Here is a 22,384-nt window from a genome sequence, read left to right as displayed (position 1 = left end):
AGCACTCTCCGGGTTGTGCTGGTCACTCCCTCCGTATTCTAGGAGCCAGGGGGGAGTGGTCAGGGGGAGGAAAAAGCGATGGGGCGGCGTGCCGATGGCACGCCGCCCCTCCGCGTTTCACCTCCCCCTAAGCCCTCCCGCCTGGCTCCTGAAATACGGTGGGAGTGAGCAGCTCGATCTGTCGAGTGATTACCGCCGCGAGTCGACCGCGCTCATCCTACCGCGCCCCGCCGATCACATACTCCTTCGGCGGCGTCGCCCCCATCAGGTTGGTCACGAAGTAATCCCAGCGCCGCCGCATCATGTAGTTGCCGGCCGCGCCGTAGCCGTGCGCGGCGTTCGGGATCATCAGCAGGTCAAAGTCCTTCCCCGCCTTGATCAGCGCGTCCACGACCAGCAGCGTGTTGTCGGGGGGCACGTTGTCGTCCATCGTGCCGTGCGCGAGGAGCAGCTTGCCCTTGAGGTTCTTCGCGTACGTCTGGTTCGCTTCGGCGGTGTAGTTGTCGGTCGCGCCGTTCTTCACGAGCAGGCCGTGGTAGCGCTCGCCCCAGTCGTCTTCGTAGTTGCGGTTGTCGTGATTGCCGCTCTCCGAAATGCCAACCTTGAAGAAATCCGGGTAGCGGAACATCGCGTCGGCGGTGGCAAAGCCGCCGCCGGAGTGGCCCCAGATGCCGACCTTGTCGAGGTCGATGAACTTGTACTTGGCCGCCAGCTCCTTCATGCCGGCGATCTGGTCGGGGAGCGTGTTGTCACCCATCCGGCCGTAGTACGCGTCGTGGAAGCTCTTCGAGCGGAGCGGGTTGCCGCTGCCGTCGATCATGACCACGATGAAGCCGAGTTCGGCGAGCGCCTGATGATCACCACGCGCCGGCGAGAACGCACGGCTCCCCACCGAGCCGCCCTGCGGGCCCGGATAGATGTAGTTGATGATCGGGTACTTCTTGGTCGAGTCGAGCGTGGTCGGCGTGAACAGCAGGCCGTAGAGGTCCCACTTGCCGTTCGCGCTCTTGACCATGATGCGCGTGGGCGGGCGCCAGCCGGTGGCGGTGAGCTTGGAGATGTCCGCGGTGGTCAGCGTCGCGATCAGCTTGCCGGTGTTGCCGTCGCGGAGGGCCGACGTGGGCGGCAGGTCGGGGCGCGACCAGGTGTCCACGAAGCGGGCGCCGTCCGGCGACCAGTTGATGCTGTGCGTGCCGTCATCGGGCGTGAGCAGCGTCTGCGTCTTGCCGTTGAAGGTGGCCCTGTACAGGTGCTGGAAGTACGGATCGCGGTTCGCTTCCTTGCCCGTGGCCGTGAACCAGATCGTGCGCGTCTTCGCGTCGATCCGTTCGATGCCGGTCACGGTGCCGACCCCGCTCGTGATCTGATTCTTGAGCTGGCCGGTCGTGAGGTCGTACAGATAGAGGTGCCCCCAGTCGCTCCGCTCGGAGAACCAGATCACCTCGTTGCTCGCTGGCAGGATGCGCCAGTTCTGGTCGCCATCGCCGCTTTCGAACTGCGTGGCGACTTCTTCCTTGAGTACGTCGCGCACCTCACCCGTCGTCGCATCCGCGACGCGCAGCGTGGCCACCTTGTGATCGCGCGAGTTGGACAGGAACGCCACCTTGCTGCCATCCGGATACCACTCGGCGTCGGCCAGCTTGCCCCCGCACGCGATGTGGTCGCACACCGAGCTGCGGTGCTGATCGGGGGCCATCTTGAAGCGCACGAGCTTGGGCGTCGGGCCGGACATATCGATCACGACGCGCTCGATCATCGTCACGATGCTGTCGCCCGGGAGCGGATACTTCCAGGCGGCGAGCTCCGGGTGACCGACCTTCGTGCGCACGAGGTACATGTCGCCGACCTTGCGCTGATCCTGCTGGAAGGTCGCGATCTTCTTGGAGTCGGGGCTCCAGAGCACGATGGGGCGGTCGCTGTGCGTCCAGCCGGCGTTGTCGGTGGCGTAGCCGTAGTCCTTCACGCCGTCCTGCGTGAGCGGCGATTCCTTGCCGCTCGCGACATCGCGCACCCAGAGGTTCCAGTTGCGGATGAATACCGCCTTGGTGCCGTCGGGCGAGAGCGACTCGGGCGTACCACCTCGACGGCCGCCGAACGCCGGCGGGGCGGCTGGTGCCGCGGGGCAGGCGGCCGGCGTCGGCGTACCCGCGCAGTTCGTCTTCACGCCCTTGGCGTCGACGACCCACAGCGGGTCCGAGCCGTTCGCTTCACGGGCGCGGTAGGTGAACCGGCCATCAGGGAGCCAGCTCCCCTGGGCCAGGGCGCCAGTCACGAGCGAGGCGGTGCCGGGGAGCAGCATCTTCTCGGCGCGGGCATAGTCTGCCGTCGTGAGGACGCGCGACTGAGCCGAGAGCGTGGAGGCGGCGAGCAGGGTCGCCGCGATGAGCAGAGCAGGACGACGCATCAGCGGTAGGGTGAGGAGGTGGACCGACCGCTGAAAACTGGGGGGCGGCAGGCGCCCTCAGCCAGTGCTGAGGACGAACTGATTCCCCTCGCTGTCCTTGAAAATGGCGGACGTCCCCCAGGATTCGGCCTTGGCGTCCTGGACCATCTCGACGCCGGCCGCCTTCAGGGCTGCGGCAGTCGCGAACACGTCGTCGCACTGGAACGAGATGTTCATGAACTGTCCGATCCACGCCTCCTGGCCGGGAGCGGTAAAGAGCACCACGCCGGTGTCGGCCCGTGGAATGCGCAGTTCGATCCAACGCATGCCGGGGCCGAACGGGGCATCAGTGGCGACCTTGAAGCCCAGCTTCTCGGTGTAGAAGGCGAGCGCCCGGTCCTGATCGTGGACGGGAATGCTGACGAACTTGACGCGCTTGATCATGGCGGTGGGGTGAAGGTGAGCGACGTGCCGCACCATCGCGCGCCGGCCAACTCGCGCGCAAGCCGCGCAGAGCTTACTATGGCAATGGTTGCCACCTGCCGGGAGCGCGCATGAGCGTGGAGCTGGACGCGTACATCATCGACACCCTGATGGCCGATCTGGTGGGGCATGACCGCCAGCCGTCGGCCTTTCTGGTGTATCTGCTGCTCTACCGCCGCACGACCGCCATGGGCAGATCCCAGCTGCGCGTGCCACTCGGCGAACTGGCCGAGTCCACCGGTCTGAGCAAACGCACCGTGCAGAACGCGCTCAGCTGGCTCCAGCGCCGCAAGCTCGTGACGGCGACGCGCGCCTCACCCACCGATGTGCCGGCGTATCGGGTGCATACGCCATGGAAGCGTGGTAGCGCCACTGCAGGTGTGAACCTGTGAGATCCAAGGGGAACTGATCACGCAGAGAAAAAGCGAAAAGGAGAAATGCCCGGCGCCATCGTCGCGCGCCGATGCATTTCTCCCTTTCCCCTTTTCTCTGCGTGATCAGTTCCCGCGCAACTCTCAGCCCCGAGCAATCGCTGCGGCCGTGCGCAACCCCACTGCCACGAACGTCAGTGTGCCATTGCAGCACGACGCGCTCGGCTGCGAAGGCGCCCCCGCCACCCACAGGTTCTCGTGGTCGTGCGCGCGTCCCTCGCCGTTCACCACACTGTGCATCGGGTCGGTGCCCATACGGCAGCCGCCGGCCGGGTGCTCCTGACCGAGGTCGTTGTTGCTGTTCTCCATGCGCAGGATCTCGCCGCCGCCGGCCTTGGCCATGCGACGGAAGAGATTGCGCAGCTCCTCCTCCTGCCACTCCTTGAGCGCGGCGCTTTCCGGCGCATCCTTGAAACTCACCTGCGGCATCGGATCGCCGAAACGGTTTTTGCGCGCATCGTTGAGCACCAGCTTGCTGTCGATGTCGGGGAGCACGTCGTAGTAGGCGCGCACGCGCGCCGTCGCGCCCTTGGCGCGCCCCTGCCAGTCCTTGAGCAGCGCGTCGCCAAAGAGCATCGCCCCATCATCGCCACGCAGACGCGGTTCGCGCCCCACGCTCGACTCCCAGATCCGGAGGTCGTGGCGCAGATAGCGGCTCTGCTTCCCCGGGCGCATGAACTGCTTGGAGACGAGCGAGTGCTGCACGTTCATGCCGGGGTAGAGCTCGAGCGGCAGGCGCAGGTACGCGTTGATGTTGCGATGCCCCGCGAGATACTTGCCCACCAGGCCACTGCGGTTCGCGAGACCGTTGGGGAACGCGTCACTGCGCGAGAGCAGCAGCAAGTGCGGGCTCCACACGAAGCCGGCGGCGAGCACGAACGTCTTGGCGCGCACCTCAAAGGCCGCACCGCTGGCATCGGTGCGATTGCCGGTCGCACGGGTGATGCGCCCGGTCTTGGGGTCGGCGTCGAGACGCCGTACTAGATGCTCGGTGAGCAGCGTAATGCGCTTGGCCGCTTCGAGCGCGTCCCACGTGAAGTCGGGGGAGTACTTGGCGCCGGTGGGGCACACCGGGTAGCAAGTATCGCACCGCTGGCACTGCGCGCGGCCGTCGCGAGCCACGCTCAGCTTGGCGCTGGGCGTGCTCCACGTGGCGATCTCCTGCTTGGTGGCCCACTGCTGCAACTGCGCGAGGTTGTAGTTGACGGGCAGAGCGGGCAGCGGATACGGTTTGCCCCGCGGGTCGAGCGCGACCGGCCCCTGTTCACCGGCCACGCCCATGCGCTCCTCGGCTTCCTGATAGAACGGATCGAGGTCGTCGTACGTGAAAGGCCAGTCGGTGCCCACGCCAAACATCGACTTCGTGCGGAAGTCTTCTGGTGAATAGCGCGGCGACACGCCGCCCCAATGCATCGCCAGCCCACCCACGTTCATGCTGGGGGAGAAGCCCCACGTGGTGCCGTAGGCGTTCTGATCGTCGAGGTGGTCCTGCTTCCACGGGCTCTCGCCGTACGCGAGGTAGCGCTCGCGCGCCTGCGTGCGCTGCGCGAACGGCGTGGTGGGCTTGCCGGCCTCCACGACCGTGATGCGCTGCTTGGTGTTCTCCGCCAGATGCGCCGCCATCAGGGCGGCGGTGATGCCACTGCCGACAATGCAGATATCCGTCTCGTGCACCGTGGGGGCGTCGCTCGACTGGATGATCATGCGGTGGCCCCCGCGATGGGGAGTGGCTTGCGCGGCGCCTCGTCCAGCTTGCGGCAGCTGTTGGGCGACACCTGCACGCCGAGCGCGCGGTTCCACGCATCCGGGCTCGCGGCCCAGTGCGCCAGCAGCGCGAGCACCACGTGGCGGGCGCCGAGCGGATTGGGGAGACGCTCGCCATTCGCGTCGCGCAGCGCCGCGGCAATCACCTCGCGCCGCGCCTCCACGGAGAGCTGCACGAAGCGCTGGTGATGCGTGCGCCGCGCGAGCACGTCGAGCCCGGTGAGCTGCGCGCGCCACGCCGGCGCCGGATCGGCGGGGAGGTAGCGGATGTCGCTGTAGCCGTAGCCGTGCATCTCCTCCGCGACGGGATCGTAGCCATCGACCCACGCCACGAAGCGATCCGTCGCCCCCGTGATGCCGGTGACGCCAAGGGACTCCGGCAGCACCGCCGTGGCGACGGCGTCGAGCAAGGCGCGATCGAAACCGAGGACACGGACGTTGGTGTCCTCGACCTCGGCCGTCTTCGGGTCTGCGACATGACACGCGGTCGCGCTGCCAACGGCCGCCGCCCCGACGGTGAGGACGCCGGCGGTCTTGAGGAACTCGCGACGCCCTTTCTGCGGCGCGCTCACGGCTTGCGCCCCGTGCGTGGCATCGCGACGCCATCGTTGCGATACACCGTGCCGCCCTTCATCACGAAGGACACGCGCAGGGTGGCCTCGATCTCCCGGCTCGGATCGCCGTCGGTGGCGATGAGGTCGGCCGCGTAGCCGGTCGCAATGCGACCGACGTCCTTGCCGAGGTTCATGGACTCAGCGGCGCGGCTCGTGGCGCTCACGATAGCGTCCATCGCATTCTGTCCACCCCGTCGCACGCGGCACACCAGCTCTTCGGCGTTGCGCCCGTGCGCGCCCGCCACGGCATCGGTCCCGAAAACCAGCTTGAGCCCCTTGGTCCGCGACGCCGCGCCAATGCCGGCTTCGGCGAGCGGGATGGCCTTCTCCATGGAGGCAAAACCCACCGCGTTATAGTTGCCGATGCCATCGAACCACGGCTTGTGATCGAGGTAGTTGTGGAACACCAAGCCGCATTGCGGATCAAACCAGGTGCCGTTCTTCACGAGCGCGGCGCGCGTGGCGTCATCGGCAAAGACACCATGTTCCACCTGCGTGCACCCCGCGTTCGCGGCGCGCTGCACCGCCTCGGCGGAGTGCGCGTGCACCACCGAGCGCAGCCCCAGCGCCTTCGCTTCGCCGCAGGCGGCGGTGAGCTGCTCGGGGGTCATAGTGGCCTCACCGCCGTCGCGGATGGACTTGGAGGCGAAGATCTTGATCACGTCGGCGCCGGCCTGCTTGAAGCGCCGCACCGCCGCGCGGAGGGAGTCGGGCGATCCGCCCTTGGTGCGTTCGTTGAGCGACCCCAGCGAGGTGAGCACGCGCGGGCCCGGCAGCACGCCGCGATTGATCGCATCGCGCAGCGGTGCGTTGTCGGCCTCGCCGATGCTCTGCACGGTCGTAAAGCCGGCGTGCAGGGTCGCCCACGCGTTGCCGGCATGCGCGAGCGCGCTCACACCGGGTGTGTCGCCATCGCCATCCTGGTGCAGGCGCTCCTGGGTGTTGAGGTACCAGCCGAGGTGCACGTGGGTGTCGATCATGCCGGGGAGCAGCGTGCGCGGCCCCACGTCGATCCCGCCCGCGGGGAGTGGGCCGGCGGACGGCTTGATGGCCTGGATGCGCCCGCCGGACACGACAATGTCGCGGTTGGTGAGGACCGCCCCGGTGCCGTCGAGAATGCGGGCCGCGCGGATGACGGTGGGGCGCGACGCCGGGGCGGGCGATTGCGCAGGCAGGGGGGCCGCCGGAAGGAGCGGCAGCAGGGCGAGAGCAGGGACGAGCAGGCGCATCGGCAGAGGGAAAGAGGACAGCGGGAAATGACCGGTCGCCGCGCCGGGGCGCAAGGCAAATCGGGCGTACCGCCGTCCCCATGGGACCGCCGGGGTGCTATCGTTCGGAGGGCCGGTCGGGTGACCGGCACGCCTCATCACTCTCCCTGGACTTCCCGCATGATCCGCAACGGTTCGGCCGTCTGGAACGGCACGATTCGCGAAGGCAACGGCACGCTCACGACGCCGAGCACGGTCCTCAACAACACCCCGTACTCGTTCAAGCTCCGCTTCGAGAACGAAGACGGCCTGGCGGGCACGAACCCCGAAGAGCTCATCGCCGCCGCGCACGCCGGCTGCTTCTCTATGGCGTTCTCGGGTCAGCTGACGAACAACAACTTCACGCCGACGTCGATCACCACGAACGCCGCGCTGACGATGGAAAAGACGGACGCCGGCTTCACGATCACGAAGATCCACCTCACGGTGAACGCCGTGGTGCCCGGGATCACGGAAGAGAAGTTCCAGGAGCTGGCCGGCAACGCGAAGGCGGGGTGCCCGGTGAGCCGCGTGCTCAACGCGGAGATCACGATGACGGCGACCCTCGGCGCGTAAACAGCGGGGCACGGCGGAAGCCTGTACATCGGAAGCCTGCACAACGGGAGCTGGACGACGAGAACCGCGGTTCCCGATGTCCAGCTCCCGTTGTGCAGGCTTCCGATGTATAGGCTTCCGCCGTTGAAGCTTCTGCCTTTATATTCACATGTACGTAAGTGTGAATCTCCACTCGGAGCCCGCATGGCCGCCAAGAAGATGAGTCCCGAGCTGTTGGAGCTGGTCGCCGACCGCTTCAAGGCGCTGGGTGATCGCGCCCGCCTCAGCCTCCTGCAGGAGCTCCGCAACGGCCCGCGCACGGTGAACGAACTCGTCGAAGCCACCCAGATGGGGCAGGCGAACGTCTCGCGCCACCTCGCCACGCTCTTTGCGAACGGGCTGGTGGCGCGGGAACGGGACGGCGTGTACGTGCGCTATGAGCTAGCTGACAAGGATGTGCTCAAGCTGTGTGAGCTGGTGTGCGGGCGGCTCGACTCCGAACTCAACGAGCGCAAGAAGATCGTAGCTGGTCGCTAGAGGCCAGCCACCATTCGCTCCAACGCCGCCATCGGCACCGCGCCCACCTGCCGCTGCACCTCGCGGCCCCCGTGCATGACGGTGAGGGTGGGAATGCTCCGAATGTCGAAGCGCATGGACACGTTCGGGTTGGCATCCGTGTCCACCTTCGCCACCAGAACCTGCCCGCGCTGGCGCCGGGCGAAGTCGGCAAAGACCGGCGCCATCATCTTGCAGGGACCGCACCAGTCGGCGTAGAAGTCGATCATCACCGGCACGGTGCTCTTGCCCACCACGGTATCGAAGTTCGCGTCGGTGAGCGTCACCGGCGCGTCGAGCACCAGCGGCGCCTTACAGGTGCCGCAGGTGGCGCCCGCGGCACCGGGGGCGGTGGCCTTGCTCAGGTCGACGCGATTGAGCTTCCCGCAGGCGGGGCAGGGAAGCACGGCGGACTTCGAAGCAGTGGTGGTCATGAACACACTCAGCGACTGGCGGAGGAGCCGACGCGGCAGCCGAACAGGCGCGCCGCGCCGAGGATCTTTTCGAGCGGACAGAAGTTCGTGAAGCTCGACTGCAGGAGATTGAGGCCCACGAACGCTGTGAAGTAATACCAAAGCGGCGAGACGAAGGTGCCGAGGAGCACCGAGAGCAGAATGAAGACGCCGGCAAAGCGGCGAATGATGCCGTCAGGACACATGGGAGGTCTCCGGAAGCGCAGTGGCCGGTGCGTTCTTGCGCAGCTCCCAGTAGAGCAGCGGCACCACCACCATCGTGAGGAGCGTCGCCACCACGGCGCCGCTCATGAGGGCCACCGCCAGGCCCTGGAAGATCGGGTCGAGCACCATCACCAACCCGCCCACCACCACGGCCGCCGCCGTGAGAGCGATGGGGCGGAAGCGCACCGCGCCGGCTTCCAGCACGGCGTCCACCAGCGAGCGCCCGCGCGCCTCCTCGAGCTGGATAAAGTCCACCAGCAGGATCGAGTTGCGCACGATGATGCCGGCCAGCGCGATCATGCCGATCATGCTCGTCGCCGTGAAGAAGGCGCCGCCGATGGCGTGGCCCGGCAGAATGCCGATGAGCGTGAGCGGAATGGGCGCCATGATCACCAGCGGAATCGTGAAGCTCTGGAACCACCCCACCACCAGCACGTAGATCAGCACCAGCACGATGGCGAAGGCGAGCCCGAGATCGCGGAACACCTCGATCGTGACCTGCCATTCGCCATCCCACTTGATAGCCGTTTCGCGCAGCGACGCGGGCTGCACCGCGTTGTAGATGCCCACCGAGGCGCCGTTCACCTGAATGGCCCCGATGCGGCGGTTCATGTCGAGAATGGCATACACCGGGCTTTCGATCTCCCGCGCCACGTCACCGGTCACGTAGATCGCCGGGCGCAAATCCTTGCGAATGCGGCTGCCATCGCGCACGCCATCGGTCACGGTCACGAAGCGGCCGAGTGGCTGCGGCCCCTGCATCGTGGCGATGGGGAGCGCGAGCAGCGCCTCCACACTCGAGCGCTGTTCGATGGGCAGCCGCGGCACGATCGCCACGCCTTCGAGCGCCGTCGGTGAACTCGCCAAGCCCGCCGGCGCGCCCGACAGCGCCAGGTACAGCGTCTGCGTGATCTGCTCGACGTTCGCGCCACTTTCGGCGGCGCGCACGCGGTCCACATGGAAGCTCCGCTTCTGCTGCGGCGCCTCGACGGTCCAGTCCACGTCCACCACGCCTGGCGTGCTTTCGAACACCTGCTTCACCGCCGCCGCGGCGGCGAGCCGCGCCGAGTCGTTCGCGGCGTACACCTCGGCCACGAGCGTGGAGAGCACCGGCGGCCCCGGTGGAATTTCGGCCACCTTGGCCGAGGCCTTGAAGAGGCGAGCGATGGAGTCCACGCCCGGTCGTACGGCCACGGCAATGGCGTGGCTCTGCCGGTCGCGCTCCCCCTTGGGCTTGAGGTTCACCTGCACATCGGCCACGTGCGCGCCGCTGCGCATGAAGTAGTGGCGCACGAGCCCGTTGAAGTTGAACGGGGCGGCAGTACCGGCATACACCTGCGTGCTCACGACCTCCGGCACCGTGCCGAGATACGCCGCGATCTCCTGCGCCGCGCGGTTCGACGTTTCGAGGGCCGTGCCTTCCGGGAAGTCGAGGACCACCTGGAACTCACTCTTGTTGTCGAACGGGAGCATCTTGACCTGCACTGCCTTGAAGCCGATCAGGCTCACGCTCCCCACCAGAAGCGCCACGACGACGCCGTAGAACGTGTACCGCGTGCCCTTCTGTTCGATGAGCGGGCGCATGAGGCGGTGATAGCGCGTGTCGAGCGGGCTTCCCTCCTCGGGCGGATGCTGAATGGAGCCGTGCGGTGCGCCGACATGCCCCTTGAGCAGGCGATAGGCCAGATATGGCGTTACGATGAACGCGACGGCGAGCGACGCCAGCATGGCGACCGACGCGCCCACCGGGATGGGTCGCATGTAGGGGCCCATGAGCCCACTCACAAACGCCATCGGCACGATGGCCGCGATCACGGTGAACGTGGCCAGAATGGTCGGGTTGCCCACTTCGTCCACGGCGTCGATCGCCGCGATCTCGGCCGGCCGGTTCCCCATGCTCAGGTGGCGGTAGATGTTCTCCACCACCACGATCGCATCGTCCACCAGAATGCCGATCGAGAAGATCAGCGCAAAGAGCGTGATGCGGTTGAGCGTGTAGCCGAGCGCGTAGTACACGAACAGCGTGAGCGCGAGCGTGACCGGCACGGCTACCAGCACCACGAGCGCTTCGCGCCACCCCAGGAAGATCCCGATGAGCACGGTGACGCTGATCGTGGCGATGAACAGGTGCAGGATGAGCTCCCGCGCCTTTTCGCCGGCCGTCTCGCCGTAGTCGCGTGTGACGTCGAGCTGCACGCTCGCTGGCAGCAGGGCGCCCTTGGCCTCGTTCACGCGCTCGAGCACGGCGTGGGTGACCACGGTGGCGTTGGCGCCCTTCCGCTTGGCGACCGCAATCGTGACCGCCTGTTCGGACGCGCCGGTGCCGGCGCGATGCGACACGTAGCTGGTCACATCGCCATACTCGTCGCGCACGTCGGCCACGCCGCGCAGATACACCGGCGAGCCGCGGCGTACGCCCACCACCACGCTGCCCACCTCGCGGGCGTTCGTGAGCGGTGCGCCCACGCCGATCTGCACGGTCTGGTTCTGCTGCGTGAGCTCACCGGCCAGCAGCCGTGCATTGGCCCCTTTGAGCGCCATCGCCACTTCACCGGGCGTGACGCCGCTCGCCGCGAGGCGCGCCGCATCGAGCGTGACGCGGATCTGCCGCGGTGAACCGCCGGTCACGAACGTCTCCGCCACCTCGGGCACCGTGCGGATCTCGTCCTCGAGATGCACGGCGAGCTGGCGGAGCATATTCGCGTCCGTGTCCTTGGCGTGGAGCGTGAGCGCCAGCACCGGCACGTCGTCGATCGAATGTGCCTTGACCACCGGGCCGATCACCCCGGCCGGCGCCTGGTCCATCGCGCCGGCGAGCTTGCTCTGCACGCGGGTGACGCTACGCTCCTGGTCCTCACCGACCTTGAAGCGCACCGTGACCATGGCGTAGCCGTCGCCGCTCATCGTGTACACGTGGTCCACGCCGGGCAGTTCGAGCATGCGCTGCTCTACCGGGCGCGCCAGCAGGTTCTCGGCTTCCGCCGGCGATGCGCCCGGCATGGCGACGATCACGTCGATCATCGGTACCGAGATCTGCGGCTCCTCTTCCCGCGGCGTCGCCATGATGCCGAGGAGACCCACGGCGAGCGACGCGACGGTGACGAGCGGCGTGAGCTTGGAGTTGAGGAAGGCGCGCGCCACGCGCCCGGAGATGCCCCAGGAGGGCTTGTGCTCGGACATGATCAGGCTCCGGGCTGCTTCGCGCTCGCCGGCACCACGATCACATCACCCGCCGCGAGGCCGCTGAGGACCTCGGCGTGCGTCGCCGTCGTCACGCCGATCCGCACCCAGCGGCGATCATCCGTGCCATTCTTGCGCACGATGACGCCCACGAGATCGCCGTCGCGCACGAGCGCGGTCGTCGGGACCATCAGCCCGGTCTTGCTGCCGAGCGGCAGGTGCACCACGGCGGCGCTGCCGGCGCGATAGCTGTGCTTGGGATTGGCGACGGTGGCGTTCACGGTGAACAGGTTCCCGGCGCCCGCCGGCACCACGCCTTCCACGGTGGCGGTGACCTCCGTGCCATCGATGGTTGCGCGGAGCTGGCGTCCGCGCGTGAGGCCCTTGGCCGCATCGGCGGGGGCGGAGACGCTCAGGCGCAGCGAGGCGTCGTCCTGGATCGTCACCAACGGGGCGCCGGGCGCCGCGAATGTCCCCGGATCGGCCAGGCGCATGGTCACCTGTCCTGCGAACGGGGCGCGCACCGTCGCATAGCTGCGCATGGCCTCGAATTCCGCCGCTCCCGCCTTGGCTGCGCGCACGCCCGCCTCGGCGCGCGCCAGACCGGTCTCGGCGGCGTCGAATTGGGCCTTGGTGGCGGCGCTGTCGGCGTAGAGTGCCCGGAAGCGCGATGCGTGGGTGGCGGCCTCCTTCTGCATCGCTTCGGCGTCGGCGATGGACGCCGCCACCTGATTGGCCTTGGCGGCGAGATCGCGGGCGTCGATCTCGACGAGCGTCTGACCGGCGCTCACCAGGTCACCTTCGTGCACGCGCACGGCGGTCACCGTGCCCATGAGTTTGGTGCTCACCGTGGCCTGCTGCATCGGCTCGGCGACACCGCTCGCATCGAAGGTGGCGGTGATGGTGGTGTCACGCAGGGTGAGCGGCGTGCCGGCGGTGACCACCGGCGCCACCGTGCGTGGCGCGTCTTTCGTGGCGCCGCAGGCGATGAGTGAACCGGTGGCGAGCGCGAGCACTGCCACACGAACCGGGGTCGAGGTAACACGAGGCATCGGCGTACGCATCAGCGGGCCACTCCACGGGAGTCGGAAGTCGAATCGAGCACCGCCAGCGCGCCGGGATCGGCGCCAAGGGCTCGGCGATGCATCACGAGGGCATCGATCAGGGCGTAGCGCGCCGCAGCGTGGGCGAGCGCGGCGCCGGTGGCCGCGGTTTCGGCGCCGAGTCGCTCGGCGATCGTGGCGAGGCCACCCTGATAGCGTTTGTCGACGAGTCGGAAGGCTTCGCGGCTCTGGGCTTCGTTGAGCGCGGCCAGATCGAGACGTTCGAGCGCGACGCGTACGGCGCGGGTGGCCGCATCGGCCTCGACGCGGGCATTGGTACGGGCGGCGTCGTCACCGGCCGCCGCGGCGCGCCGGCGGGCGCGGGTGCCCGCCAGGTCGGCCAGCTCGCTTGCGCCACCAAAGAGCGACCAGCTGCCCATCACGCCCACCGTCCAATTGGGCTTGCCCGCGTAGAGCGTGGTGGGGGAGTTGTAGTCGTAGCGCGCGAACCCGTTGAGCCGGGGGATGAGTGTACCGAGGGCGCGCTGTTCGTCGGCGCGGGCGGCGCGCAGGCCAAGGTGGGCCGCGTGCACGTCATCACGCGTGTCGAGCGCCGTGTTTACGTCGGCACCGGCCAGGCTGGTCGTGTCTACGGCCGCGAGGTGCCGCAGCGCGCTGTCGGCGGGGAGCGACGACGGCACCGCAAGTGCTTCGCCGGTGGTGCGACCGAGGAGCATGGCCAGCTGCTGGCCAGCGGTGGTGGCGTCGTTCCGCGCCTGCAGCAGCTCGGCGGTGACCTCGCCGGCGCGGACACTGGCCTGCAGGGCGTCGGCCTTCGTGACGAGGCCCTGTCGGACCATCGCCTCGACCTGCCGCACGCCGGCCTGTGCCGCCGTACGGGCCTCCTCGAGCATCGCGACCTTTTCGGCCGCGAGCACCGAGCCGAACCAGGCGCGCGCCACACTGGCGCGGGTGGCCACCGCGGTCCAGTCGGTCATGGCGGCGCTGGCATCGGCGGCGGTGCGGGCCGCCTTCCAGCCGGCGATCGCGTCACCGTTGAAGACCGGGACCTCGAGGACAACGCTCCCCACGACATTGTTGACTGGCGAGGGATCGTTGAGGCGAGCCGGGTCGAATGCCGCTGGGGACACGGCCCGCTGCCGGAGCGTGGTCCCAAAGGCGCCGATGGGGTCCGTGGTCCGCACCAACCCGCCTTCCACACGCGCCGCCGGCAGCATCCCGCGGAGGGGCTGGGCGGCTCGGGCCCGATCAGCGTCCGTGCCGGCGCGCGCCTGCCGATTGGCAAACGCCTTCGCGTCGGCCTCCCGGAGGGCATCGGCCAGCCGCATGGGCTGCCCCGCCGCCGGCGCGGCGACGATCAGCACCAGCGCCAGGCTTACTGGGAGAGTCTTAATAGTGATCATATCCTGATATTACGATACACGTATAAACAAAAGCAAGCACGGTCTTGCCATCGGCGACGCCCTCCCCGCTTCCCCGTGGCCCCCGACGAGTTTTTCAGCGATCTCGCCCGAGGCAGGATTCAGCCGGCGCCCAGCAAAGCTCGTCGGGGTTACGGGGGTACTGGGCGATCCGCGCGGGCTGGGAGGTCGGGTGTCACCCGAGCGTCGCAGCGAACAGATTGAGGGGTCTCGTTCAGGAGCTCCTCATGCGCCTTTGCACCCTCGCCGCCGTCTGCCTGTTCGCCCTGCCAGCCATCGCCCAGGCGCAGGACCACAGCCAGCACATGCCCGGCATGCAGCACCCCGCGCCGGCGGCCGCTCTGCCCACGCAGGGCGGGCAGGCGGCCTTCGCTGCCATTCAGGAGATCGCGCGGCTCCTTGAGGCCGACCCCAGCACCGACTGGTCCAAAGTGAACCTCGAGAAGCTCCGGCTCCACCTCGTCGACATGGATCTCGTGACCCTGCAGAGTAAGGTCACCAGCGCCGACGTCGCCGACGGTGCCACGTTCACCGTGCGCGGAACCCCTGCGGTCGCGGCGGCCATCAAGCGCATGACCGCCGCCCACCTCCAGATGGTGGAGATGGAAGGCGGTCCCAAGGTCACCCGCACCGAGCTCCCCGATGGCGTGAAGCTGATGGTTACGGCGCGCACGCCTGGCGATGCCGCGGCCGCCGCGAAGATTCGGGGGCTCGGGTTCATCGGGCTCATGGTCAGCGGCGACCATCACCAGATGCATCACCTCATGATGGCTCGCGGCGACGCGATGATGTCTCACGGGCGCTGAGCGCCACCTTCTCACCCCTCCTCGCCTCACCCATGCGTCAGTCTTCGCGCGCCCTCCTCGCGCTCAGCGTGTTTGCGTCAGCCGCCGGCGCGCAGCGCCCCGCGGACTCGGTGCTTGTCCGGTCGCTCACCTTCCGCGCCATCGGCCCCGCCACGATGAGTGGCCGCATTGCTGACGTCTCCATCGTCGAGAATCCGGCCCCCCTGCGGGGCGGGCGCCTCGGCACCACGATGTACGTCGCCGTCGCGACGGGCGGCATCTGGAAGACCACCAACGGCGGCATCACGTTCGCGCCGGTCAGTGACTCGATCGGTGTGGGGTCCATCGGCGCTGTGGCCGCGGCGCCGAGTGACGGCAACGTCGTGTGGGTCGGCTCGGGCGAGGCGAACAACATGCGCTCGAGCTCCTGGGGTATTGGCGTCTTCAAGAGCACCGACGGCGGCAAGACGTGGTCCAAGCCGATGCTCCCCAAGACCCAGCACATCGGGCGCATTGCGATCGATCCGCGCGATCCGAACGTGGTGTACGTCGCCGCCATGGGCCCGCTCTGGGCTGCCGGCGGCGAGCGCGGTCTCTTCAAGACCACCGATGGCGGCACGACGTGGACGAACACCAAGAGCATCTCGGCGCAGACGGGATTCACCGAGGTCGTGATCGATCCGTCGAACCCCGATGTGCTCTATGCCGCCAGCCTGCAGCGTGAGCGCCGCGCGTATGGTTTCCTCCCCGGCGGCACCGAAAGCGCGATCTGGAAGACGACCGATGGCGCGAAGACGTGGACTAAGCTCACGAGCGGCCTGCCCACTGGTGAACTGGGGCGTATTGGCCTGTCGGTCTGTCGTTCGCGCCCCAGCACGCTCTACGCCAGCGTGCACGCCAAGGCGGCGGGCAACGGCTTCTATCGCAGCGACGATGCCGGCAGCACGTGGCGCAAGGTGGACGCCAGCAACGGCACCGCGTGGTACTACAGCCAGGTGCGCTGCGACCCCACCGACGCCGAGCATGCGTATCGCCTGAATGCCACCAGCCAGGAGAGCTACGACGGAGGCAAGACGTGGCGGGCGTTCGGCGTGAACGGCAATGTGCATGGTGATGCGCACGCGCTCTGGATCAATCCGGACGACCGCGACCACATCGTGCTCGGCAACGACGGCGGCCTCGATATCTCCTACGATCGTGGGCAGACGTGGTACAACGTCGAGAACATCGTGGGCGCGCAGTTCTACGCTATCTCGGTGGACGATCAGTTTCCGTTCTACCACGTGTACGGTGGCCTGCAGGACAACCAGACGTGGGGCGGACCGAACCGCACGCGCACGCCATTCGGCCCAAGCAACGCCGACTGGTATCGCATGGCGGGCGGCGACGGCTTCTACAACGTGACCGACCGGTTCGATCCCAAGATTGTGTACGCCGAGTCTCAGAATGGCGGCATCGTGCGCTACGACACGCGCACGGGGCAAACGAAGGGGATCAAGCCGTTCGCGAACGCGGGTGAGAAGCACCGCTACAACTGGAGCGCGCCCATCGTGCCGAGCCGCCATGCGGCGGGTACCGTGTATTTCGCAGCCAACCATTTGTTCAAGAGCACCGCATACGGCGACGGCTGGAAGACGATCAGTCCGGATCTGACGCGCGACATCGACCGCGACAAGCTGCCGCTGCGCGGGAGTGTGCCGCCCAAGGATGCACTCGGCCGGCACGAGGGCACGGCGGCGTTCTCGAACATCAGCACGGTGAGTGAATCGCCGCGGCGCGCCGGGCTGCTGGCTGTGGGCACGGATGACGGCGTGATCGCCGTGACGCGCAACGACGGCGGCGCCTGGAGCCGCGTGACGGCGTTCCCGGGGGTGCCCGATACGACGTACGTGAGCAGTGTGCAGCTGTCCCGGCACGCCGAGGGCACGGTATATGCGACCTTTGACGGGCATCGCAGCAACGACTTCACGCCCTACGTCTACATGAGCACCGATTTCGGGAAGACGTGGACGAGCATCACCGGGAATCTGCCGGCGGGTGCGGCAGTGCAGGTCATTCGCGAGCATCATCGCGAGCCCAACCTGCTGTTCGTGGGCACCGAGTTCGGCGCGTACTTCACCATCGACGGCGGGATCACGTGGACGAAGCTCAACGCCGGCATGCCCACCGTGCCGGTGTGGGATCTGCAGATTCAGGAGCGCTGGAACGATCTGGTGCTCGGGACGCACGGGCGCGGCATCTACATTCTGGATGACCTGTCGCCGCTGGAACATCTTGCGGCCGCCAAGCGCGAGAGCGGCGCCTATCTCTTCCCCGTGCGCAACGAGATCGCGCTCACGCTCAACACCAGCCGCAACAGCGGCATGGGCTCCACCGGTTGGACGGGGCAGAACCCGGAACATGGCGTGCGCTTCGCGTACCTCATGCCGGATACCGCCGGCGTGAGCAAGGCGAAGCTTGAGGTCGTCGACGGGTCCGGGCGCGTGGTGCGTGAGCTGCCGGTGCCGAAGCGCACGGGGCTCTTCCGCCCCGTGTGGGACATGCGCGTGGGCGCACCGCTCACCGCGCCCATCGACACCACGCCCGCGGGGCGCGGCGGTGGCGCCGGCGGATTCGGTGGTGGATTCGGCGGCGGCTTTGGTCGCGGCCCGGCGACGTACACCGCGGTGCCGGGCGACTACTCGGTTCGTCTCACGGTGACGATGGCCAAGGGCGAATCGGTGGTGCGCACCCAGCGCTTTACCCTGCTGCGCGACCCCGAACAGCCGATGAGCGTCGCGCAGCTCAAGGCACTCGACGACTTCCGCCTCGACGTGGTCCGTTTCCAGCGGAGCGTCACGGATGCCCAGGCGCAGGCCGATACGGTGATCAAGCGCTACGCGGCCGCCAAGAAGGCGCTCGACAGCGCCGGCACCAAGGCCACGCCGGTGCTCAAGGATTCGGTCGTCGCCCTGGAGAAGGCGCTCGGCGCGTTCGTGCGTGAGGTGGGCGCGTCGCCGGCCTCACGTACCACGTTGGGCGCCGCCGCCCGCGCACCGGTCGACGAGGATGATGATCGTGGCGCGAGCGGGGCGCCGGATATGTCGTTCTCGAGTCGCGCGGGGTCGTTGAACAGCGCGGTGAACGCGAACTTCCCGGTCAGTGCGGCGCAGAGGCAGCTGCTTGCTGACCTGAAGAAGGAGCTTGCCGGGCAGATGACGAAGCTGTCGGCTATTCGCTCTGCCGATCTGCCGCGGCTTCTGGCTGCGTTGGCTTCGGCAGGTATTGTGGTGGCGGACGTGAAGTAGGAACTGCTCGCACAGAGAGCACAGAGCCACAGAGGACACTGGGGCGCGCTTCGAGAATGCCGGAGCGCGCCTCAGTGCCCTCTGTGGCTCTGTGTACTCTGTGCGTTCAGTTCAGCTCACAACTCGTCATCGACGTGGCCGACGCTGTGTCGCCGCCTTCTCCACCAAGCGTCGCAGCTCCTTGATCGGCTCCGGATTGTCGTCGACCTGCAGCCGCAGCACGACATCGTTGTGGAGCCACACGCCTGCGTCTTTCTTGACGATGAGCATCGCCGCGCTCTGCATGCCGCGCTTGTCGCCGCCGGCGAGCTGGCCGGCCTCAAGGGCTGCGAGTAGGCGGAAGGAGAGATGGCCTTCGGTCGCTTCGAACGCCTTCACCATGGCGTTCACCACGTCCGGGCCGGCCAGGATGTTGCCCTGGGCGGTGCAGAACTTCCCTTGCTTGTCGCCCGCCCACTCGGTGGCCTTGGGGCCGGTGTAGGCCGCGACATTTCCCTGGGCGTCGATCACGGCGAACTGGCGCCCTTCCTTGGTCCAATCGGTGGGACGCGGGTCGGGGTCATCGGTCCAGATCTTCTTGACGATGTCCTTGGGCTTCATGCCGCCACGGAGCAGGGCGATGGCCTGCGGGCCGTAGCTCACGTCCACGATGGCCTGTGTCGCCGCGGCGCCCACCCCCGCCTCGGCCCACAGCACGCCATTGCCGACCGAGAAGACGCGGCTCTGCACGGCCCCGCCGACTTCGCCGGTGGCCGGGTCGTAGCCCAGAATGGAAAACGTCGCCACCGGCGGCCACGGCGCGGCCGGCATGGTGGAAAACGTTTGCGGGGCGGACTGAGCCGCGGCAACCGCCGGCGCGAGGGCCAGCGCGAGGGAGAGGAGTCGGAGGCGCATGTGCGAGAATATGCGCGGCGGCGGGGAGATCTGTGCGGGGGGCGAGTCTGTTGTGACTGATCTGCGGAGGGGCGGAGGATCGGGGCAACAGAGCACAGCGTGAAGATTTCCGTTGCTCCGCCCCTCCGCAGATCAGGTACAGCGTCCTCAGCCGCAGCAGCGACCGAGGAGGAAAGCGCACCTTACCACGCGATTAACGCCGAGCGGAGTGCCCCGGGAGCGCGTACACTCTGGCAGTACCCCTCTCCCCGGAGCCGAGATGTCTCAGACCCGACGCTGGTTGCTGGCCAGCGCCCTCGCTGTGGTGCCGGTCGTACTGCCGGCGCAGCAGCAGGCGAACGACCCCGAGTACACCGCCAAGATCAAGGAATATCTGCAGGATGCCCGAATCAGCACCGAGCTGGTCGATCACCTGCCCGCGTCGAGCACCGTCCCCACGCCGCTCAAGTTTCACGGGCGCATTGTGGGGACGCCCGGTGAGCTGACGTACGCGAAGGACATTCACCGCTATCTCGAGGCGATCGCCAAGGCATCGCCGCGCGCCAAGTACTGGACGATCGGCAAGACCGAGGAAGGGCGCGACATGGTCGTGCTCGCGATCGCTGACGAAAAGACCATCGCCGATCTCGAGAAGTATCGCGGGGAGCTCTCCGAGCTGACCGATCCACGCAAGACCACCGAACAGCGCGCGCAGCAGCTCATCAAGACCACCAAGCCCATCTACTGGCTCACCAGCGGCATTCACTCGCCGGAGACCGGCGGGCCGGAAATGCTGCAGGAGCTGGCGTACCGCCTCGTGGTCGAAGAGACGCCGTTCATCCAGAACATCCGCAACAACATCATCACCTTCATCACGCCCGTCATCGAAGTGGACGGTCGTGAGAAGCAGGTGGATACGTACTACTACAACAAGAAGCTTCCGGCCGGCGCCACGCGCCTGCCGCTGATGTACTGGGGCAAGTACGTCGCGCACGACAACAACCGCGACGGCATGGGGCAGTTCCTGTCGCTCACCAAGAACGTCAACGACTTCTACCTCCAGTGGAAGCCGCAGGTCATGCACGATCTGCACGAAGCGCAGACGTATCTCTACAGCTCCACCGGCACCGGCCCGTACAACGACGCCATCGATCCCATCACGGTGACCGAGTGGTGGACCATGGCGCAGGAAGATGTGCGCGAGATGGCCAAGCGTGGCGTCCCCGGCGTGTGGACGTATGGCTTCTACGATGGGTGGACGCCCAACTACATGTTCTTCGTGGCGCACACCAAGAACGCCATCGGGCGCTTCTACGAAGTGCAGAGCTACGGCCCCGATAACTACGAAGTGCGGCCGCCGGCCACGACGACCAGCAAGGAGTGGTTCCGGCCCAATCCGCCGCTGGCGAGCATTAAGTGGGGCCCCCGCAACAACACGAACATCCAGGAATCGGCCGTTCTCATTTCCCTCAAGCACTTCGCCGATCAGAAGGCAACGTACCTCGAGAACTACTGGTTCAAGAACAAGCGCGCGATGGAGAAGGGGCGCTCCGGCGCCGGCCCATACGCGTGGGTCATTCCGGCGGGGCAGAAGCGCAAGGCCGATGCAGCGGACGCCGTGAACGAACTGCGCAAGCAGGGGCTCGAGCTGCATGTCGCGACCGCCGGCGGTACGTTCGGCGGCGTCACGGTGAAGGCCGGCGATTGGATCGTGCGCGGCGATCAGCCGTTCCGCACGCTCGCCGATATGTACTTCAGCATCCAGAACTACTCGCCGGCCAATCCGCAGCCGTACGACGATACGGGCTGGACCTTCCAGTTCATGCGCAACGTGGCGGTTCTCCCGGTGAGCGACAAGGCGGTACTCAACATCGCCATGAATCCGGTGACGGCGAAGGTGAAGGCGGCGGGCGGCGTCGAGGGCACGGGGAATGTGCTCCTCATTCCGCACACGACCGACAATAACCTGATGAAGTTCCGCACGACGTTCGCCACGACCAAGATGTTTGCGGCCGAGGCGGAGTTCGAAGCGGGTGGCAAGAAGTTCGGCGCGGGTACGTTTATCATCCCCGCCGGCGATCGTGCCAAGATCGCCGCGTCGCTCACCGACCTTGGCCTCTCGGCGACCGCGGTGGCCACCGCGCCGGCGGTGAAGCAGCACGAGCTCGACCTGCCGCGCATTGGGTACGCGCACGCCTGGCAGCGCACGCAGGATGAAGGGTGGGTGCGCGCCGCGCTCGATGTGTACGGCGTGCCGTACAGCTACTTCGGCGACACCGAACTCCGGAAGGGGAATCTGCGCGCCAAGTACGACGTCATCATCTATCCGTCGGTCGGCGGCAGCGCGCAGTCGCACATCGCCGGCATTCTCAAGAACGGTGACGCCCCGCTCCCGTACAAGCAGAGCGCGCTGACGCCCAACCTCGGTGCGCCCGATAGCACTGCCGATATTCGCGGCGGGCTGGGCATGGATGGACTCACGGAGCTGTACAAGTTCGTGCAGGCCGGTGGCACGCTCATCGTGGAAGGGAGCACGTCCACGATCTTCCCGGCGTACAACCTCACGAACGGCGTCACGGTGGAGAACCCGACGCAACTCTTCGCACGCGGCACGATTCTGCGCGGCGTGGTCACCGACGCCAAGAGCCCGCTGGCGTACGGCTTCGACAAGCAGCTCCCGGTCTACTTCAATCAGAACCCGGTGCTGAACGTGGCGGGCGCGCAGAGCGTCTTTGCTGGCGGCGGTCAGGGTGGTGGGGCGGCGCTCGCGCAGAACACGACGCCGAATGCGCAGCCGCTGCGGCTGTCGACGTGGAACTTCAATAACCCCGATTCAACGGGATCCGCGCCCGCGGCGGCCCCCGCGGGCGGCCCGGGCGGTGGCCCAGGAGGTGCGGGCGGCCCGGCAGAGGGCCCAGGAGGGGCGGGCGGAGCAACGCCCCCAGCCAGCGCAGGTGAAAGAAGCTCGTGCGCCGCCGCGGGATCGCGGTCCAGCACAAAGCAATCAATGTGCGCGATGACGCTCTTGACAGAGCGGTCCAGATCAAGCTCGGAAAATACGCGAT

Annotated in this window: 17 protein-coding genes; 6 read left to right on the top strand and 11 right to left on the bottom strand. The window is 67.5% G+C overall.

The genetic code is table 11. The annotated features are described in order from the left end of the window. Positions 1 to 217: 217 nt before the first annotated feature. Both K2R93_15090 and K2R93_15085 read right to left on the bottom strand, forming a co-directional pair. The gene (locus tag K2R93_15090) at positions 218 to 2,404 is read right to left on the bottom strand and encodes a S9 family peptidase (GenBank protein ID MBY0491165.1); all 2,187 of its coding nucleotides are present in this window, start codon (positions 2,402 to 2,404) and stop codon (positions 218 to 220) included. Between the two features lie 57 nt (positions 2,405 to 2,461). Continuing rightward, positions 2,462 to 2,827, bottom strand: a complete 366-nt coding sequence (locus K2R93_15085) for a VOC family protein (GenBank protein MBY0491164.1) — start codon at positions 2,825 to 2,827, stop codon at positions 2,462 to 2,464. Positions 2,828 to 2,937: 110 nt separating this feature from the next. Here K2R93_15085 and K2R93_15080 point away from each other — a divergent pair, with 110 nt between their 5' ends. Beyond that, on the top strand, positions 2,938 to 3,258 hold the full coding sequence (locus tag K2R93_15080; GenBank protein MBY0491163.1) for a helix-turn-helix domain-containing protein: 321 nt from the start codon (positions 2,938 to 2,940) through the stop codon (positions 3,256 to 3,258). Positions 3,259 to 3,381: 123 nt separating this feature from the next. Here K2R93_15080 and K2R93_15075 read toward each other — a convergent pair whose 3' ends face one another. From K2R93_15075 to K2R93_15065, 3 genes are read right to left on the bottom strand one after another with little or no spacing between them, the layout of a single operon-like run. Continuing rightward, entirely contained in the window at positions 3,382 to 5,001 is a 1,620-nt protein-coding gene (locus K2R93_15075; GenBank protein MBY0491162.1) for a GMC family oxidoreductase, read from the bottom strand. Then, positions 4,998 to 5,633 carry a gluconate 2-dehydrogenase subunit 3 family protein gene (locus K2R93_15070; GenBank protein MBY0491161.1) on the bottom strand — a complete coding sequence of 212 codons (636 nt, stop codon included), beginning with the start codon at positions 5,631 to 5,633 and terminating at the stop codon, positions 4,998 to 5,000. The genes K2R93_15075 and K2R93_15070 overlap by 4 nt, the downstream gene beginning before the upstream one ends. Continuing rightward, positions 5,630 to 6,904 carry an amidohydrolase family protein gene (locus K2R93_15065; protein ID MBY0491160.1) on the bottom strand — a complete coding sequence of 425 codons (1,275 nt, stop codon included), beginning with the start codon at positions 6,902 to 6,904 and terminating at the stop codon, positions 5,630 to 5,632. Before K2R93_15065 ends, K2R93_15070 begins: the two co-directional genes overlap by 4 nt. A gap of 159 nt (positions 6,905 to 7,063) precedes the next feature. Here K2R93_15065 and K2R93_15060 point away from each other — a divergent pair, with 159 nt between their 5' ends. Both K2R93_15060 and K2R93_15055 read left to right on the top strand, forming a co-directional pair. Continuing rightward, complete coding sequence (locus K2R93_15060; protein MBY0491159.1) at positions 7,064 to 7,498, top strand: OsmC family protein; 435 nt, start codon at positions 7,064 to 7,066, stop codon at positions 7,496 to 7,498. A gap of 183 nt (positions 7,499 to 7,681) precedes the next feature. Further along, on the top strand, positions 7,682 to 8,014 hold the full coding sequence (locus K2R93_15055) for a metalloregulator ArsR/SmtB family transcription factor (protein ID MBY0491158.1): 333 nt from the start codon (positions 7,682 to 7,684) through the stop codon (positions 8,012 to 8,014). On the opposite strand, the gene trxA is transcribed toward K2R93_15055, so the two are convergent. The 5 genes from trxA to K2R93_15030 are packed head-to-tail and all read right to left on the bottom strand — an operon-like array spanning position 8,011 to position 14,356. Then, positions 8,011 to 8,466, bottom strand: a complete 456-nt coding sequence (gene trxA, locus K2R93_15050; protein ID MBY0491157.1) for a thioredoxin — start codon at positions 8,464 to 8,466, stop codon at positions 8,011 to 8,013. The two genes, K2R93_15055 and trxA, sit on opposite strands and share 4 nt — an antisense overlap. 8 nt (positions 8,467 to 8,474) lie before the next feature. Then, the gene (locus tag K2R93_15045; GenBank protein ID MBY0491156.1) at positions 8,475 to 8,690 is read right to left on the bottom strand and encodes a DUF2892 domain-containing protein; all 216 of its coding nucleotides are present in this window, start codon (positions 8,688 to 8,690) and stop codon (positions 8,475 to 8,477) included. After that, positions 8,680 to 11,889, bottom strand: a complete 3,210-nt coding sequence (locus tag K2R93_15040; GenBank protein MBY0491155.1) for an efflux RND transporter permease subunit — start codon at positions 11,887 to 11,889, stop codon at positions 8,680 to 8,682. The genes K2R93_15045 and K2R93_15040 overlap by 11 nt, the downstream gene beginning before the upstream one ends. A gap of 2 nt (positions 11,890 to 11,891) precedes the next feature. Next, positions 11,892 to 12,941 carry an efflux RND transporter periplasmic adaptor subunit gene (locus K2R93_15035; GenBank protein MBY0491154.1) on the bottom strand — a complete coding sequence of 350 codons (1,050 nt, stop codon included), beginning with the start codon at positions 12,939 to 12,941 and terminating at the stop codon, positions 11,892 to 11,894. 11 nt (positions 12,942 to 12,952) lie between these two features. Beyond that, complete coding sequence (locus K2R93_15030) at positions 12,953 to 14,356, bottom strand: TolC family protein (protein ID MBY0491153.1); 1,404 nt, start codon at positions 14,354 to 14,356, stop codon at positions 12,953 to 12,955. A 245-nt stretch (positions 14,357 to 14,601) separates the two neighbouring features. Between K2R93_15030 and K2R93_15025 the strand changes: the two genes are divergently transcribed. Next, positions 14,602 to 15,180: a hypothetical protein gene (locus tag K2R93_15025; protein MBY0491152.1), complete on the top strand. Its 579-nt coding sequence runs from the start codon at positions 14,602 to 14,604 to the stop codon at positions 15,178 to 15,180. 32 nt (positions 15,181 to 15,212) lie between these two features. Further along, positions 15,213 to 18,446 (top strand): hypothetical protein, encoded by a 3,234-nt coding sequence (locus K2R93_15020; GenBank protein ID MBY0491151.1) that lies wholly within the window; start codon positions 15,213 to 15,215, stop codon positions 18,444 to 18,446. Positions 18,447 to 18,572: 126 nt separating this feature from the next. Here K2R93_15020 and K2R93_15015 read toward each other — a convergent pair whose 3' ends face one another. Next, positions 18,573 to 19,340: a DUF1028 domain-containing protein gene (locus K2R93_15015; protein ID MBY0491150.1), complete on the bottom strand. Its 768-nt coding sequence runs from the start codon at positions 19,338 to 19,340 to the stop codon at positions 18,573 to 18,575. A 259-nt stretch (positions 19,341 to 19,599) separates the two neighbouring features. Here K2R93_15015 and K2R93_15010 point away from each other — a divergent pair. Next, positions 19,600 to 22,384: hypothetical protein (locus K2R93_15010; protein MBY0491149.1), on the top strand; the 2,785-nt coding region annotated here is incomplete at its 3' end.

The organism is Gemmatimonadaceae bacterium (genome assembly GCA_019752115.1).
GTDB lineage: Bacteria > Gemmatimonadota > Gemmatimonadetes > Gemmatimonadales > Gemmatimonadaceae > Gemmatimonas.
This window is presented reverse-complemented; position numbering and strand designations above follow the sequence as displayed.

Bases quoted from the DNA above. Each gene is read 5' to 3' on its own strand.
- K2R93_15045 (MBY0491156.1), bottom strand. From the start codon at position 8,690: ATGTGTCCTGACGGCATCATTCGCCGCTTTGCCGGCGTCTTCATTCTG.
- K2R93_15060 (MBY0491159.1), top strand. From the start codon at position 7,064: ATGATCCGCAACGGTTCGGCCGTCTGGAACGGCACGATTCGCGAAGGC.
- K2R93_15080 (MBY0491163.1), top strand. From the start codon at position 2,938: ATGAGCGTGGAGCTGGACGCGTACATCATCGACACCCTGATGGCCGAT.
- K2R93_15075 (MBY0491162.1), bottom strand. From the start codon at position 5,001: ATGATCATCCAGTCGAGCGACGCCCCCACGGTGCACGAGACGGATATC.
- K2R93_15065 (MBY0491160.1), bottom strand. From the start codon at position 6,904: ATGCGCCTGCTCGTCCCTGCTCTCGCCCTGCTGCCGCTCCTTCCGGCG.
- K2R93_15015 (MBY0491150.1), bottom strand. From the start codon at position 19,340: ATGCGCCTCCGACTCCTCTCCCTCGCGCTGGCCCTCGCGCCGGCGGTT.
- trxA (MBY0491157.1), bottom strand. From the start codon at position 8,466: ATGACCACCACTGCTTCGAAGTCCGCCGTGCTTCCCTGCCCCGCCTGC.
- K2R93_15030 (MBY0491153.1), bottom strand. From the start codon at position 14,356: ATGATCACTATTAAGACTCTCCCAGTAAGCCTGGCGCTGGTGCTGATC.
- K2R93_15040 (MBY0491155.1), bottom strand. From the start codon at position 11,889: ATGTCCGAGCACAAGCCCTCCTGGGGCATCTCCGGGCGCGTGGCGCGC.
- K2R93_15090 (MBY0491165.1), bottom strand. From the start codon at position 2,404: ATGCGTCGTCCTGCTCTGCTCATCGCGGCGACCCTGCTCGCCGCCTCC.
- K2R93_15035 (MBY0491154.1), bottom strand. From the start codon at position 12,941: ATGCCTCGTGTTACCTCGACCCCGGTTCGTGTGGCAGTGCTCGCGCTC.
- K2R93_15085 (MBY0491164.1), bottom strand. From the start codon at position 2,827: ATGATCAAGCGCGTCAAGTTCGTCAGCATTCCCGTCCACGATCAGGAC.
- K2R93_15025 (MBY0491152.1), top strand. From the start codon at position 14,602: ATGCGCCTTTGCACCCTCGCCGCCGTCTGCCTGTTCGCCCTGCCAGCC.
- K2R93_15020 (MBY0491151.1), top strand. From the start codon at position 15,213: ATGCGTCAGTCTTCGCGCGCCCTCCTCGCGCTCAGCGTGTTTGCGTCA.
- K2R93_15055 (MBY0491158.1), top strand. From the start codon at position 7,682: ATGGCCGCCAAGAAGATGAGTCCCGAGCTGTTGGAGCTGGTCGCCGAC.